This is a genomic window from Leisingera sp. ABM4_103 (genome assembly GCF_056158685.1).
The window spans coordinates 441804-456796 of the sequence record NZ_JBSWTU010000005.1 but is presented as its reverse complement, the minus strand read 5'-3'; the positions used below and the strand labels follow the sequence as shown (position 1 = coordinate 456796).

The following is a 14993-nucleotide window of genomic DNA, read 5'->3' as shown; positions in this document are numbered from 1 at the left end:
TTTTGCCCGGTTGCTGTGGTCAAAATCCCGGCATGGGCCGCCGCCGGGCAGGCTGAACCGATACAGACCCAGGCACAGGCAAAGGCAAAGGCATAGGCACGGACTGGGGGCAAGAGAGCAGACAGATGGGGCCGATTTACTCGCTTGGCGATTTTCTGGACATGGTGCGGCGCAGGCTGTTCACCATCGGCTGCGTCTTTGTCCTGGGCTGTCTGCTGTCGCTGTGGTTCGCGGCCAAGCAGCAGCATGAGTATGAAACCGCAGAGGTGCTGCAGGTCACCCAGCCGCAGATCGCAGGCGAGCTGGCCAAGTCCACCGTCGAAGGGTCTTCTGCCCGCCGTATGCAGCTGATTGAGCAGCGCCTGATGGCCCGCGGCACGGTGCTGGAGGTGATCGAGAAATTCGGCCTCTATGCGGATATGGAGGCACTGACCCAGTTGCAGAAGGTGGCGCTGCTGCGCGAGTTGGTGCGGATCACCGGAGTTGCCGCCGCCCGCGAGGGCTTTGCCGACGATGGCACCATTTCCGTGCTGACCATCACCGCCCGGATGCCCACCGCCGGGCAGGCGCAGCAGGTCGCCAGCGAATTCGGCCGCCGCACGATTGAACTCAGCGTCGCCACCCGCATCGACCAGGCCCGTGAAACCCTCAGCTTCTTTGCCAGTAAGGAGGCCGCGCTGGCCGATCAGGTTGCCGCGCTGGAGGATGAGATCGCCGAATACCGCAACGAAAACGATGTGACCCTGCCGGGGACCATCGAATTCCGCCGGGCCGAGATTGCCGCTTTGAACGAGGGCCTCCTGGAGATTGCCCGCGAGCGGATCGAAATCCGCCGCGCGGCAGATCAGGCCCAGGCCACTGAACGCCCTGCCACCGCCCGCCGGATGCAGGAGGAAGCGGAGCAGCAGCTGGCCACGCTGGCGGCACAGGAGCAGCTGCTGACCCAGCGCAAGTCCGGTCTCGAGGCTTCCCTGCAAACCACCCCGGAGGTGGAGCGCCAGCTGGGTGCCTACGACCGGCGGCTGGAGCAATTGCAGACGGAACTTGCGCAGATGACCGCCCGCCGTAACGAGGCTGAGGTGGGTTTCCGTCTTGAAACCGGCCGCCAGGCAGAGCGTCTGACGGTGATCGAACCGGCGCCGCTGCCCGATTACCCGGTAACCGGCGCCCGCAAGACCAAGGCTCTGATGGGGGCTGCGGCCAGCCTGTTCGCTGCGCTGCTCGCCGCTTTCCTGCAGGAACTGCGCCACCCGGTGCTGCGCACCGCCGCTCAGATGGAGCGGGAAACCGGCTTGTCTCCGGTGGTCTCCATCCCGGTGATGGACACCCGCCCGCCGCGCCGCGGACTGTTCAGGCGAAAGAGCTAGAAATCAGGCACCTTCGCCCGGCCGCCCCCATGGGCGGGCGCTTTGCTTCCGCCCGCAGTCGGGCGCTGCCCTCAGCGGACAACTTCGACCCTGCCATTTATGCACGTGCCTAAGGTGCACTGAGCGCCGCTGCCATGGCCGTGACCTCTTCCCAATGCCAGCTCAACGCCGCTCCGCCTGCCGCAACGGCGAACAGCGCAAAACCCGCATCATGCAGCGGGTCCCAAACGTGATGCCGGCGCGCCAGCCGCGCCAGCACCGGGTAGGCCGCCAGCATCGCCAGCCCCAGCGCCGCGATGCCGCCCGCCAGCCCGAACCAGACTACTCCGGCGAGGAACAAAACCGTCTGCAAGCAGGCCCGCGCGGCGGAGAACACAAAGAACCCGCGGCTGTCGCCTGCGGCCAGCGCCGCCTGGTCGTAGGTCATGGTGATCACCGCCGGCGCCAGCGCCAGGGCAATCAGCACGATCATCGGCCCGGCCTGCAGATACCTGTCATCATACAGCAGCTGCACCAGCCACGGCCCGGCCCAGGCCATCACCAGCAGCAGTCCCAGGATCGCTGCGGTCAGACCGCCGCGCAGCTGCCGCTGCCGCCGCAGGTTTTCAGGCGCTTCCCGCGCGGGCTTGTCGCGGTAGACCGGGATCATCAGCCGCTGGTTCACCGCATGGCCCAGCAGCATCGGAAAGCTCGCCAGGAAATAACCGATGTTGTAGACCCCCAGCACTTCAAGCGGCACAAACTTCCCCAGGATCGCCCGGTCCCCTTGCGAGGTCAGGAACCAGAAGGCGGTCGACAGGAAAATCCACTTGCCGAAATGGATCAGCTCCCGCGCGGCGGCCTTCTCCCAGCGGAACCGGTTGGCCGCGCCCGGCAGGCCGTAGTGGCACAAGGCCAGCTTGGCCGCCGCCTGGATCACCCCGCCCAGCACCAGCGCAATCACCGACTGGGTGGCCAGCGCCAGCGCAATCATCGCCGCCAGCCCGATCACCTGGCCGCCCAGATCCAGAACCGTGACCCGTCCCGCCAGCAAATGCCGGTGCGCGGTCTCGATCCGCGTCGGGTTGAAGCCCGCAACCGCCAGCCCGGCGCCGGCAATGGGCAGATAGACCAGCAGCTCCGGCGCGCCATAGAACGCCGCCGCGGGCCAGGCCAAGAGCGCCGTCAGCGCCCACAGGCCAAAGCCTCGGATCACCTGAATGGTCCAGGCGGTGTTCAGGAACTCAGGATCATCCCCCCGCTTGTTCTGGGCAATCGAAGGCCCGATGCCCACGTCCGAGAACAGCGACAACCCCACCGTTACCACCGTGACCAGCGCCATCAGGCCAAAAGCCTCCGGGAACAGGATGCGGGTCAGGATCAGGTTGGAGGCCAGCCGCAAAGCCTGGCTGCCGCCATAGCCGATCATCAGCCAGGAGGCCGAGCGCAGCACCCGCGCCACCATTCCCTGGCCTGCAAAATGCGCTGCAACCCGCTGCATCTTTTCCGTGGCTCCCCAACGTCCGCCACCGCAGGCTAGGGAGGCGGGGCAGGGCCGTCAATCGCGCGGGCGCTTAGGCGATTGAGGTCAGCCGCTGCGGTGTGAAATTCCCGCACAATCCCGCCACCTGTGCCGCATTCTCCACGCCTGCGCGACAAGCGCCACGGGGTGCTGGGCAAGCCGCCAAACCGCCGCTAACCTGCCGTGGAACTTGCCTTTTCAGACGGATCTCCCAGCGGTGAAGATTGCCTATGTCCTGAACACCTACCCGCAGCCATCGCACAGCTTCATCCGCCGCGAGCTGCAGGCGCTGGAGCGTCAGGGCGTGGACATCCTGCGCCTGGCAATGCGCCCCGCCGGCGCAGCTTTGGCTGATCCCGGCGACCAGGCAGAGGCCGCGCGCACGGAGTATGTGCTGCAGGCCGGGGCTGGGCGTCTGCTGGCGGCTCTGGCGCGGGAAGCGGCGGCGCCGGCCCGTTTCGGGCAAGCACTCAGGCTGGCACTGAAACTGGCCCGGGCCTCGGACAAGGGCGTCCTGCGGCACCTGGTCTACCTGGCCGAGGCGGCCCATGTGAAACAGCGCTGCGCGGCGGAAGGCGTGCAGCACATGCACGCGCATTTCGGCACCAACTCTGCAGCGGTGGCGATGCTGGCGCATGTGCTGGGCGGCCCAAGCTACAGCTTCACGGTGCACGGGCCGGAGGAATTCGATGCACCGCACGCCCTGTCGCTAGGTGAGAAGATCAACCGGGCCAGCTTCACCGTGGCCGTCAGCAGCTTCGGCAAAAGCCAGCTCAGCCGCTGGGCCGCGTTCGGCAAATGGGACAGCCTCAAGGTGGTGCACTGCGGCATCGAGCCGGACCGCTTTGCGGATCCCGCACCGCTGCCGCAGGGGCCGCTGCGGCTGGCCGCGATCGGGCGGTTTGTCGAGCAGAAGGGCCAGATGGTGCTGGTCCGCGCCATGGCACGTCTGGTGCGGGAGATCCCGGACCTGCATCTGGCACTGATCGGCGACGGTGAGATGCGCGCGGATCTGGAGGCGGAGATCGCCCGGCAGGGACTAGGCGGCAACATCACCCTGACCGGCTGGCTGCCGGAAGACGGCGTGCGGACAGAGCTGGCCCGGTCCCACGCGCTGGTGATGCCCTCCTTCGCCGAAGGCCTGCCGATGGTGGTGATGGAGGCGATGGCCGCCGCCCGTCCGGTGGTCGCGACATATATTGCCGGCACGCCTGAACTGGTCGTGCCGGAGCAAACCGGCTGGCTGGTGGCGGCCGGGGATGAGGCCGCATTGGCAGAAGCCGTTCTGGCGCTGGCGCAAACACCGCCGGACAGGCTTGCCGCCATGGGACAGGCCGGCCGCGCCCGGGTGCTTGAGCGCCACGACAGCGAAAGCGAGGCAGCCAAACTCGCCGCGCATTTCCACGAGGTCATCCAGCATTAGCCGCGGGAGCTCTCCCGCCGGTCGCCGGCGCATCTGCGAGATGCACCGCTCCCGTTGGGCCAGGCTCAGCGCCCTTGGCGCTGAGCCTGGCCCAAGGCCGCCAAGGGTGCGCTGGCGCAGCCAGGGCATCCTGCCGGCGCGGGAGGGTCTCGCTTGTGCAGGCGCAGTCAGCGGCCGCGGGCCCAGCGGGACCGGGAGGCAAAGAGAGGCGTTCTGACCGCCAGAGCAACCGCGCTGTAAATCAGAAACCCGGCTGGATCCGTCACCAGCAGCTTCAGAACCGCCCCACCGTCCGGCGGCCGCTTGCCATCGTTCCGCATCAGCTGCGGAAACCTGGCTGCCACTTCCGCCACCCCGGCATTCTGCCGCCGCCGCACCCGCACCAGGTTTCGGAACCCTTCCACCATCGGCCAGCTGTAGCTTGCCTCCACCTGCACCCGCTCCGCCGGAGCAAAACTCAGCCGGGCGAAGATGTCGTCGGCGATGATATCGGGCCAGTCCCCCCAGCGCTCCCGCCCGGCGCGGTTCATGGCAAAGATGCCAAAACCCGGCACGCCGCGGGAAAAGAACGGCAGCCGTGTCCACAGCCGCGCATAGGCCCGGGTCATCGCACTGCGGGCAGGGGCCACCTGCGGGCGGCCGCTGGCATAGCGCGGCGCGCCATCCGCCAAGGCCTCAGCCAGTTGCGGGATCAGCTCGGGCGAGACCCGCACATCGGCATCCAGATAGATCAGGATATCCCCGCGCGCCGCGGCATCGCCCGCCGTCAGCGCCCGCAGTTTTCCGCCCTCCGGCTGCTCCAGCACACTGAGCGCCCAACCGGACGGTGGCTCAGCCCCCCGGGCCAGCGCCGCGGTCGCGTCGGTGCAGCCATTGGCCAGCACCAGCAACTCGCCCGTCATGCCCCCCGGCAGCGGGTCGGAGGCGAACACCGCCTCCAGGCAGGCCACGATATAGCCCGCCTCGTTATGGGCCGGGATCAGCACCGACACCCGGGGGGTCATTTCACCGCCTCCAAAGCGTCCCAGCGCGGGTTGGCGTCGCTCAGGGTGCGCAAGGCCCCCCAGCTGCCCCATTTGCCGGGCACGCCCACATCGGCGTAGGCGGTGAACAGCGACCCGCCAAGCGCGCGCCAGCCCGTCAGCAGCTCGCGGTAGAGCGCGCCCATTTCGGGCGTATAGTTGAAGTGAGTGAAAAAGCCGGTCAGCGTGCTGTCCTCCACCATCGGGCCGATGCCGACCACATGGCTGCCGCCCTCATACATGATCAGTTCCAGCCCGTGCTTTTGCGCGACGCCCGCATGATACGGCAGCACCCGGCCCAGAAGATCGGCCAGCGTGTCGGCGCTGTCGCCCGAGATCAGCCCGTCGCGCAGCTCGGCCCCTGCCTGGGCTGAGGCCGCATCATACTGGTGCCGCTCGATAAATTCCGCCGCCGCCGCACCTGTCAGCCCGCGCTCGGCGGCAACCGCCCGGGCCTGATCCCGGCTGGCGGCGATCCAGGCGCGGACCTGCCCGGCGCGGTCCTTCAGCCCCAGGATACCGCCGAAATAGCCGGTTACCGCATAGGCGTCGAAATAGGCCGCAGGCGCCATCCGGTCTGCCCGTTCCGCCTTCCACAGCGGCGCCGTCAGCACCTGTTCCTCCAGCCCCAGCCAGCCGGTCTGCGAGGAGATCACCCGCACCAGCCGTTCGCTGTCCGCCCCGAAAACCTCTGTCCAGATCTGCGCAACCTCCGCCGCGCGGCCGCCATAGAACTGCATCCACAGGCCGTCACTGCCCCAGCGCGCCTGTGCCTGCGCATCGGCCCAGGCGGCCTGCTGGAATTGCCAGTTCCAGACCTCGTTGGAATATTCCGCATAGGCGCGCAAATCTTCGTCCAGCCTGCGCTCGACCAGCCGGGCGAACTGGCGGACATAGCTGTCGTCCGCCATATGCGGCATGGTGAACCAGGGATCGGCGCCCAGCGTGTTGGCCAGCGCCACCATCACCTCAACCGGCACGCCCTTCAGTGCCCAGGTGTAGTCCCGGGGCAGGGGGCGGTCCTCCCAGCCGGTCTGGGCCGAGTCATTGGTGGCCATCCAGTCCATGAACCGCAGCGCGGCAAAGCCGTCCAGCCGGTCCAGCCACAGCGGATTGAACAGGGCGCCGCTGCCGAACGCCTCCAGATGCTCTTCCTTCACCACGGTGATATTGCGGATGTAATCGCCATCCCGGCCCATGCGCTGGATGCGGATCTCCACCGGGCCGGGGCCGGGCGTGAAATCAAACCGCACCTCGCCCTTGCCATAGCGGACGTTCTCCGCACGGCCCGAGACCTCAACGATACCTGAGCCGTCAAACCGCAGCACATAGCGGCCCTTCAACGACACCGCGTCGTCCGGCAGGTCGGTCAGGATCACCGTCCCGATTGAGCCCAGCTCCGGCGGAATCGCGGTGGGCCAGCCATCCGGATCCAGATAGCCGGCGGCCAGCAAGTCGCTATGATCCGCGCCGCCCCAGCGCCCGGGCAGGTGGCCGACCCAGGGCCGCGCCGTCTTGAAATGGTCGAGGAACGGCGCCTGGGTGCTCCAGTCCGCAATGCCCGCCAGGTTGATGGCGATGGGCTGGCGGGCGGGTTTTCCTGTCAGCTCCGGCACGTCTACCAGAACCGCAGCGTTCAGCACGGGCAGCACCGGATCCTGCGGCAGCGCCGCCGGTTCCGCGGGCAGGGCTGCCGTGCGCACGCTGTCGCCTTGTGCCGCGGCCCAGGCAATGTCCTGCAACCGCTCCGCCAAACCAGGCGGGGGCGCCGGGTAGGGTTTGCCCCAGCGATCCGTCAGCCGGTGCGGCAGGCCCGCGGGATTGTCGCCGGTCAGCACCGCAAATTGCAGCAGCGCGAGAAAGTAGAACCCCGTGGCATTGGGGTGGATATCATCGGCAAAGACATCGCGGATGCTGCTGAGCCCCGGCATCGTGCCCGCGCGGATCGCATCGTCGAGCCGCGCCATAGCCTGGCCCGCGGGCAGCAGCTTCACATCACCGCCGGTTGCCGCATTGACCTCGTCCACCACCGCCTGCCAGCGCGGCAGATCCTGCTCCAGCCGCTGCCGCCAGGGCACATCCGCGCCATCGTCAAAGGGCACATCGGCGCCGGTGCCGCTGTTCAGGCTGTGCCAGGTTTCCTGCAGATAGAAGTCCACCTCCGGGTTCGCCGCCCGCGCCAGCTCATAATACCGGGTAACGGCGCCTCCGGTATCGCTCCACTTCAGGTGATTGGCCAAGGGGATCGCCTCGGTCACGATCACCGCATCCGCTGGCCGGCGCAGCCTTTCACGTGAATCAACGCCCTCCGCCGTGCTGCTGTGCTGCCAGTTGTAGCTGAGCGGCGCGCCATTGATGATCTGCGCCTCCACCGCCGCCTCCGCGCGCGCGTCCAGCAGCTGCTCCAGCATCTGCGGATTGTCCGGCCCGAACAGCGAATGGCCGATCATCACAACCGAAGTGATCAGCGCATCCAGGTTCATGCCGGTGCCCCCGCCGCGGCCAGACCGGTGCGGGGCAGGCGGCGCACAACCTGCCAGACGATCTGCTGCACCTTGGCCGCCGCCTCAGCGCTGAAGGCCTCTGCCGGGGTGCCATCGGCGCGGCTCAGTTCATGCGGCAAGCCGACGGGAGAGCGCTGATACAGCACCGCGTAATGCGCCAGCGCCACCGAATAGGCGCCCAAGTCATTGATATGGATCGTGTCCAAGTCCCCGTCGGGCGTGCGCGCAAACAGCGATTCACGTGAAGCCAGGCCCGGGATCTCGCCAGCCTCCGCCGCCCGCACCACCGCCGCCAGCACCTGGCCGCCGGGGATCAGATACACCGGATGCTGCGGGTTCTGGCGGCTGTCCGGTCCCAGCAGCTTGCCCACCCACAGGGCCTCCAGATCGCCATCTATCCGCTCCAGCCAGCCGTCGGGATCATCCAGCCGGTGCCAGGTCTCATAGAGATACAGGCGGGTCTGCGGCGAAGCCTTGCGCGCCAGATCGGCCCATTTCCCCAAATACTTGGCCGCATCGAAATACTTGACCGCATCGCGCAGCTCGACCATCTCGGTCAGCACCACCGCGCCGTATTCCCCCGAACCGATGGCCTCCCTTGCCTCCCGGAAGGCAGGCGCGCGGTTGGCCGTCTCAAAATCGAGGATATCCTCCCCCGGCTCCCAATGCGCCCGGAGAGAGGTGCCGGACCCCAGCTGGCTGTTAAACCCGTGCCCCTCCGGCGCCAGTTGCGCCAGCATATGCGGCATGTCCGGCCCGACCAGCGAATGGCCCAGGTGGAACACCTTGAGCGGCCCTTCCGGCGGGGTCAGCGGCGGCGGCACCGGCACGGACCGGCTGCGGGTCGCAAACACCATCAGCCCCAGCGTGGCGGCGGCAGCCCCCAATGCCAGAAACCCGCGCCGCCCCATCATCCGCGCCCCCGGATTTCCGCCGTGGTCATAATGAGGCCCGCGCCAACCGCAAACCGGCCGCCAACCGCCTCGCCGCGCGCAAACGGCGGCCGGTCGGCGGTGAAAAAGGCCTGATAGGCCCCCGCCGCCAGATCGAATTCCAGCTCCATCCCGTCAAAGCCGTAAAACGCCCGGCTTAGCGTGTACTGGGCCTTGTAAGCCGCTTCCTTGGCGGAAAAGATCACCTTGGCCATCTGCCCCGGGTTGTCCTGCCGCTTCAGCCAGGCCTGCTCGCGCTCCGAGCAGATCGCGGGCAGCAGCTCATCCTTCAGCGGCGTGTCTTCCTCCACGTCGATACCCAAGGCCTGCACCGCGCCTTCGCGCGCCAGCACCGCCATGGCGCAGCTCTTGGTGTGGGTGATCGAGCCGACCACGCCCGCAGGCCAGACCGGCGCCCGGTCGCTGCCCACCTGCACCGGGGCAGGGGGAAACCCCAATTTCCGCATCGCGTGATGCACCGCGGCCCGCCCGGCAGCAAACTCGTTGCGCCGCTTTTCCACCGCATTGGGCGACAGCCCCGCGGCCTCCGCGGCCAGGGGTGCTGGCGGCGCGCCCAGCGGGTCGGCCCCGGCCAGCGCCACATCGGCGGCAAAAAGCGGCCGGACCAGGGCCAGCCGCTCTGCAAGTCTGCTGTTGGTTTCTGTCATCCGGCCCTTGCCCTGCGGTTTGCCCGCATCGCCCGCCGTTTCGACATGGTGTCGGCGCGGTCCGGCCCTGCGGTCTCCTGGGGCTTTTCTTCCGTATTTGCCGGGGTGCCTGCAAGCCCTTCGATATGCGCCGCCAGCCCCGCCAGTGTCGGGAAGCGGAAGATATCGGTGATCGACAGCGCCGCCGTGCCCAGTTCCGCGCGCAGCTCCCGGTGCGCCTGCACCGCCAGCAGCGAATGGCCGCCGAGCGCAAAGAAGTTATCTTGCGCCCCGATGCCGCTGACGCCCAGAATGCGTCCCCAGACCGTGGCGATCCTGGCCTGCGCGCCCGCATCCAGCGGCATCGCCGGGGCGGTCTCAGCCCGCGTCGGCTGCGGCTCCGGCAGCGCCTTGCGGTCGATTTTCTTGTTCGGCGTCAGAGGGAAAGCCTCCAGCATGACAATATGCGCAGGCACCATCACTTCCGCCAGCCGGGCCGCCAGCGCCTGTTTCAGCGTGTCCCCGGACACCGACGCAGAGGCGGTGACATACCCGATCAGCTGCTCGGCTCCTGCGTCACCGCGCGGCACCACCACGGCACCGGTCACACCCGGCTGCGCCGCCAGTGCCGCCTCGATCTCACCCAGCTCAATCCGCTGGCCGCGGATCTTCACTTGATGGTCGGTGCGGCCCAGGAACGCGAGCCGGCCATCCGCCGTCCAGCGCACCAGATCACCGGTGCGGTAAAGCCGGCCCTCAGCGAACGGTGCGTTTACGAACCGTTCAGAGGTCAGCTCCTCCCGCTGCCAATACCCCGCGGTGACACCCGCGCCGCCGATATACAATTCCCCGGGAGTCCCCGCGGGGACAGGCGATTGTTTTTCGTCCAGCACATAGACCTGCGTGTTGGCAATCGGCGTTCCAATCCCGGCCGTCCCCGCGGGTACAGCAGAGATTTTCTCCACCGTGGACCAGATCGTCGTTTCGGTCGGCCCGTACATGTTGTGGATCTCCGCCCGGGTCGCCTCGCGCAGCGCCTGCACCAGATCACCAGGCAGCGCCTCACCGCCCACCAGCAGATGCTGCAACTGGACCAGACAGGCGCTGGCGTCGCCATCGGCGGCAATCATCCGCGCCATCGACGGCGTGCACTGCATGTGGCTGACCCCATGCCGCACGATCTGCGCCGCCAGCGAGAAATCATCCGCCGCCAGCTCCTGCGGCGCGTTCGACAGGCGCAGCACCTCGGCCAAGGGCTTCAGCCCCTCCAGCACCACCTCCGGCGCGATGCCATAGTCGATCAGGCAGGCCACCTCATCCACACCGATGCGTTTCAGCTGCTCCACCCGCTGGCAGGCGTCCTGGATGGTGCCGAACAGGCCGGAGTCCTCGAAATAGCGCTCGAACGCGAAATCGAGGATCGCTTCCAGCTCCTCCTCCGACAGCATCCCCAGATCCATCTCGAACGGGTTCTTAACCCCTTCGGGTTTCTTGAAGGCGGGGAAGGCCCAGGCGTATTGCTTGATCAGCCCGGCGGCGGAGCGCAGGTAGTCCTTCATCGGCTCCCGCGCGACCCGGCGGGCCTCCTCGCGGGTCTCCGCCAGATAGCTGTGCAGCATCAGCGTGACCTTGAAATCCGCGGGGTCGTGGCCTGCCTCGCGCAGGGCCTCGTGGTAGATGCGGATCTTGCCCGCGACCTCATCAATGCTCTGGCCCAGCAGGTGGGTCAGCACATTTGCCCCGATCGCCCCGGCCTCACGCCAGGTTTCCGGGTTGCCCGCGGTGGTGACCCAGACCGGCAGCTCCGTGGAGACCGGGCGGGGCTGGGTGATCACGCTATGCTCGCCGCCGTCCTTGCGGGGGAAGGCCACTTCCTCGCCGCGCCACAGCTTGCGCACGGTTTCAATGGTTTCGAACATCGCGGGTTTGTTGGCGGGTGGTGTGTTCTCTGGGCGCAGGATGAAATCATCCGGCTGCCAGCCGGAGGCAAAGCCGATGCCCGCACGCCCGGCGGTCAGGTTGTCGATCACCGCCCATTCCTCGGCAATCCGCGCCGGATGGTGCAAGGGCGCCACGCAGGAGCCGGAACGCACGCCGATGTTCTGCGTCACCGCGGCAACCGCAGCCCCCGTTACCGACGGGTTCGGATATGGCCCGCCAAAGGCGTGGAAGTGGCGCTCCGGCGTCCAGACCGCGTTGAAGCCGTGCCGGTCGGCAAACTTGGCGCCCTCCAGAAGCAGATGGTATTTCTGCGGCCCCGGCCCGTCGTCATTGCCCCAGTAAAACAGGTTGAAATCCATCTTGCGGTCGCTGAGGGCCACCGGCCCCTTGGACAGCTCCAGCCGGCTTTCGTCGCTCGACAGCACCAGCTTGAAGCCGCGGGTGAGGGTCCAGAACAGCTCCAGCACCGAGATGTCGAAGCTGAGGCTGGTCACCGCCAGCCAGGCGTCACCGGGCTGGTGCGGGATGCGCTGATCCATGCCGGCAAAGAAGTTCGAGACATTGGCGTGGGTGACCATCACCCCCTTGGGCCGGCCGGTAGAGCCGGAGGTATAGATCAGGTAGGCCAGATCGCTGCCGGTGGCGCCGCCGTCGAAATTCCCGCCCGTCCCTGCGGGGGCAAATTCAATCTCCAGCACCTGCGCGTCTGAGGCAGGCAGGCTGGCGGCCAGCGCGGCTTGCGTCACGATCACCTGCGCCTGGCTGTCGGCGATGTAATGCGCGATGCGGTCGGCAGGGTAGGCGGGGTCCAGCGGCACGTAGGCGCCGCCGGCCTTCATCACACCAAGCGCGGCAAACACCAGCTCCGGCGCGCGGCGGATGTGGATGCCCACATGCACACCCGGTTTTACGTTCATTTCACGCAAGAGTTCTGGCCACCGCATTGGCGCGGGCATTCACCTCGGCATAGGTGAAACTCTGGTCCTCGAAGACCAGCGCGGTGGTGTCCGGGGTCTTTGCGGCCTGTGCCTCGAACGCGGCGTGGATGGTCAAACCGGCGGGGAAGTCCGTTGCGGTCTGGTTCCAGTCCTCCAGCAGCAGTTTGCGCTCAGCCTCGGGCAGGATCGGCAGTTCCGCAACCGGGCGGTTTCCGTCCCCGGCGATGGCGCTCAGAACCAGTTCCAGCCGGGCGGCCAGCAAGGCTGCGGCATCGGGGGTCAGAGCGGCCGCGTCGCAGTGCAGAGCCATGGCGCCATCGTTCAGCGACACCGTGGCGGTGCAACCGTCAACCGCCGCATCGCACCCCAGCATCAGGCCGATGCCGGGCATGGATTGCGCCGGAATCTCCGGATCGCGTGCCACCAGGTCCTCGGCAAAGCCGCCGAATTTCCGTGCCTTGCCAATCTCTTGCGCGGTATGCTCCACGAGGGCCGCAACGCTGTCCTGCCGCCGGGCCTGCAAGGGCACCCAGGCTGAGATCAGGCCGGGCAGGCCCTCCATCCCCTCCACCGACAGCGCCGCATCACCGGTTTCGCCGCCGCTGCTGAGCAGGGCAAAGGCAAGCGCGGTCGCGGCGGCCTGCTCTTCGCTGAGACCCGCAGGCATTGAAATTTCACGGCGGATGGAGCCGCTTCCACCCGCATCCAAGGCCAGCGGCACCTGCACCGGCTGCATCGCCGCAAGCCGCTGGCGCCAATGGCTTTCGCCGGTTTGGACCGCAGCAAGACGGGCGGTGAGAGCCTCGGCCTCTGCTGCGGTCAGGGAGGGAACCATGTCTCCGGCTTTGACCAGTTTGGAGATGTCCAGTGGCTGACCTGCGGGTGTGGTCAGGCGGGACAGGGTCAGGGCGCCGTCACCGGTTGCGATTTTTATGCTGGCTTTACCGGTCTCAAGCACGGTGCCCGGGGCGCCATTGCCCTCCGCAATTTCCGCGCCGCCGGCCAGCACACTGGTCCCGCCGACGCGCAGCTTGGCGGCGCACATCGGGTTCCAGTAGCCGCCGGTATCGAGCGCCCGCACCAGCCGGGCCAGCTCCGCTGCCGGGCGGGTGAAGTCCAGCATAGCGCCCGCGGCCGGGCGGTCGGATTTTTTGAACAGGCGGCGCTGGCTCAGGTCTTGTTTCCGGCGGCTCAGATCGCCGGTTTCCAGCTGGGTGACGACCTCGCCAAAGCTGTCCATCGCCGCGGCGTAACATTTGGAGTTGAGGCTGAAGGCGGTCTCATCCGCCGCCACGTCGAACAGCCGCTGGGCCAGGATATCGCCCTCGTCGACGCCGCCCTCGATCATGTGCCAGGTGATGCCGTGCTGCGGCTCGCCGTTGATCAGCGCCCAGTTGGGGGTGTTGAGACCCGCATAACGGGGCAGGGGTCCGTCGTGGAAGTTGACCGCGCCCTTGGCGGCTAGGGCCAGCACATCATCCGGGATCACGGTGAGGTTGGCTATCGACAGCAGCCAGTCGAAACCGCCGGTCAGGCCGGCGGGTTTATCCAGCAGTTCCAGCCCCTTATCCACGGCCCAGGCGCGGATGTCCGCGTCCTGCGAAACCACCGCCCGGATCTGGTGGCCGCGGGCCAGCAGCGCATCGGCGCAGCCGATCAGAAGGGATTCATTGCCGATCAGGGCACAGGTGAATGCGGTCATTTCTGCTCCTTTGCAAGCGGAGAAGGGAGGCGCGTTTCCGAAGGCGGTGTGCGGCGCGGCGCAATCAGCGCGCGCAGGCTGTGCAGGCAGAGATCGCGCAGGAAATGCGGCGGATCCGCTTGCGGCTTGTTCTGGATGAGGCGGCGCAGGCCGTAGATCAGGCTGCCGCTGATGCGGGCCAGGGTGGCTGCGGCGGCATAGGCGCGGCCGTGGTTTTTGACAAAGTAGTGCAGGCGCGAGTCGAACCAGTAGCCGGGCGTGCGCTGCCAGCCCCTCATCCCGGTGGAGGCGGAGCCGATGTGCGCAACCTCGCTGGCGGGCACATAGTGGGTGCGCCAGCCCGCGCGGGCGGCACGGCGGCAGAGGTCGGTCTCCTCGAAATAGAGGAAGAAGGTCTCGTCGAAACCGCCCACGGCTTCGATCACCTCGCGGCGGATCATCAGGCTGGCGCCGGCGGTCCAGTCGACTTGCACCTCGCCCCGCGGCATCTCCATCGCCACTACCCAGGGTCTTAGGAGGCGGGTAAAGATGCCGGTGCGCACGCTGGCCTCGAACTCCCCCGCGATGGAGGGGAAGCGGAAGGCGGTGCGGTGCGGCTCCCCATCGGTTCCATGCACATAGGAGCCGGCAAGCCCTGCGCCGGGGCGTTCCAGCAGGAAGTCGCGCAGTGTGCGGATGGTGCTGCCTTGCACAAAGGCGTCGGAGTTCAAGAGGTAATAGAACTCTGGCGCGCTGCCGTCCGCGAGGCCCGCCTGGATGCCGATGTTCATGCCTGCGCCGAAGCCGCCGTTGACCGGTGAGGCCAGCAGCCGCAGCCGCCCGCTGTCCAGCCAGCCGCGGGCCTCTGCCTCTTTGCGGATATGGTCAAAGGATCCGTCGCCGGAGCCGTTGTCGATGATCAGCAGCTCGCCCGGCAGGTCCTCCATCTCGGGCAGCGCCACCTCGGCCGCCTGCAGGGTCATCTCCGGCGTTTGGTAGTTCAATAGAATGGTGAGGATGCGCTGCTGGCTCATGCC

At 67.6% G+C, this 14993-nt stretch carries 8 protein-coding genes and 1 pseudogene; 2 read left to right on the top strand and 7 right to left on the bottom strand.

Annotation, left to right across the window (positions count from 1 at the left end):
- The first annotated feature begins 125 nt into the window (after window positions 1-125).
- Window positions 126-1367 (top strand): GumC domain-containing protein, encoded by a 1242-nt coding sequence (locus ACXAED_RS03865; protein ID WP_475047025.1) that lies wholly within the window; start codon window positions 126-128, stop codon window positions 1365-1367.
- Between the two features lie 109 nt (window positions 1368-1476).
- Here the strand turns inward: ACXAED_RS03865 and ACXAED_RS03860 are convergent, their stop codons facing one another.
- A complete protein-coding gene (locus ACXAED_RS03860) occupies window positions 1477-2847 on the bottom strand; it encodes an oligosaccharide flippase family protein (protein ID WP_475047024.1) in 1371 nt (456 codons plus the stop codon).
- 238 nt (window positions 2848-3085) lie between these two features.
- Here ACXAED_RS03860 and ACXAED_RS03855 point away from each other — a divergent pair, with 238 nt between their 5' ends.
- The gene (locus tag ACXAED_RS03855) at window positions 3086-4291 is read left to right on the top strand and encodes a glycosyltransferase (RefSeq protein WP_475047022.1); all 1206 of its coding nucleotides are present in this window, start codon (window positions 3086-3088) and stop codon (window positions 4289-4291) included.
- A 167-nt stretch (window positions 4292-4458) separates the two neighbouring features.
- Here the strand turns inward: ACXAED_RS03855 and ACXAED_RS03850 are convergent, their stop codons facing one another.
- From ACXAED_RS03850 to ACXAED_RS03825, 6 genes and pseudogenes are all read right to left on the bottom strand, one after another.
- Entirely contained in the window at window positions 4459-5295 is an 837-nt protein-coding gene (locus tag ACXAED_RS03850; protein WP_475047021.1) for a glycosyltransferase family 2 protein, read from the bottom strand.
- Window positions 5292-7796 (bottom strand): hypothetical protein, encoded by a 2505-nt coding sequence (locus tag ACXAED_RS03845; protein WP_475047019.1) that lies wholly within the window; start codon window positions 7794-7796, stop codon window positions 5292-5294. Before ACXAED_RS03845 ends, ACXAED_RS03850 begins: the two co-directional genes overlap by 4 nt.
- Window positions 7793-8728: a hypothetical protein gene (locus ACXAED_RS03840; protein WP_475053007.1), complete on the bottom strand. Its 936-nt coding sequence runs from the start codon at window positions 8726-8728 to the stop codon at window positions 7793-7795. Before ACXAED_RS03840 ends, ACXAED_RS03845 begins: the two co-directional genes overlap by 4 nt.
- Window positions 8728-9417 (bottom strand): 4'-phosphopantetheinyl transferase family protein, encoded by a 690-nt coding sequence (locus ACXAED_RS03835; RefSeq protein WP_475047018.1) that lies wholly within the window; start codon window positions 9415-9417, stop codon window positions 8728-8730. The genes ACXAED_RS03840 and ACXAED_RS03835 overlap by 1 nt, the downstream gene beginning before the upstream one ends.
- Window positions 9414-13977, bottom strand: a pseudogene (locus ACXAED_RS03830) (MupA/Atu3671 family FMN-dependent luciferase-like monooxygenase). The gene ACXAED_RS03835 and the pseudogene ACXAED_RS03830 overlap by 4 nt, the downstream one beginning before the upstream one ends.
- Window positions 13974-14990, bottom strand: coding sequence for a glycosyltransferase family 2 protein (locus ACXAED_RS03825; protein ID WP_475047016.1), 1017 nt, complete (start codon window positions 14988-14990; stop codon window positions 13974-13976). Before ACXAED_RS03825 ends, ACXAED_RS03830 begins: the two are co-directional and overlap by 4 nt.
- Window positions 14991-14993: the final 3 nt, after the last annotated feature.

Excerpts from the sequence above, each read along its gene's own strand:
- ACXAED_RS03865 (WP_475047025.1), top strand. The coding sequence starts at position 126 with ATGGGGCCGATTTACTCGCTTGGCGATTTTCTGGACATGGTGCGGCGC.
- ACXAED_RS03860 (WP_475047024.1), bottom strand. The coding sequence starts at position 2,847 with ATGCAGCGGGTTGCAGCGCATTTTGCAGGCCAGGGAATGGTGGCGCGG.
- ACXAED_RS03850 (WP_475047021.1), bottom strand. The coding sequence starts at position 5,295 with ATGACCCCCCGGGTGTCGGTGCTGATCCCGGCCCATAACGAGGCGGGC.
- ACXAED_RS03845 (WP_475047019.1), bottom strand. The coding sequence starts at position 7,796 with ATGAACCTGGATGCGCTGATCACTTCGGTTGTGATGATCGGCCATTCG.
- ACXAED_RS03840 (WP_475053007.1), bottom strand. The coding sequence starts at position 8,728 with ATGGGGCGGCGCGGGTTTCTGGCATTGGGGGCTGCCGCCGCCACGCTG.
- ACXAED_RS03835 (WP_475047018.1), bottom strand. The coding sequence starts at position 9,417 with ATGACAGAAACCAACAGCAGACTTGCAGAGCGGCTGGCCCTGGTCCGG.
- ACXAED_RS03825 (WP_475047016.1), bottom strand. The coding sequence starts at position 14,990 with ATGAGCCAGCAGCGCATCCTCACCATTCTATTGAACTACCAAACGCCG.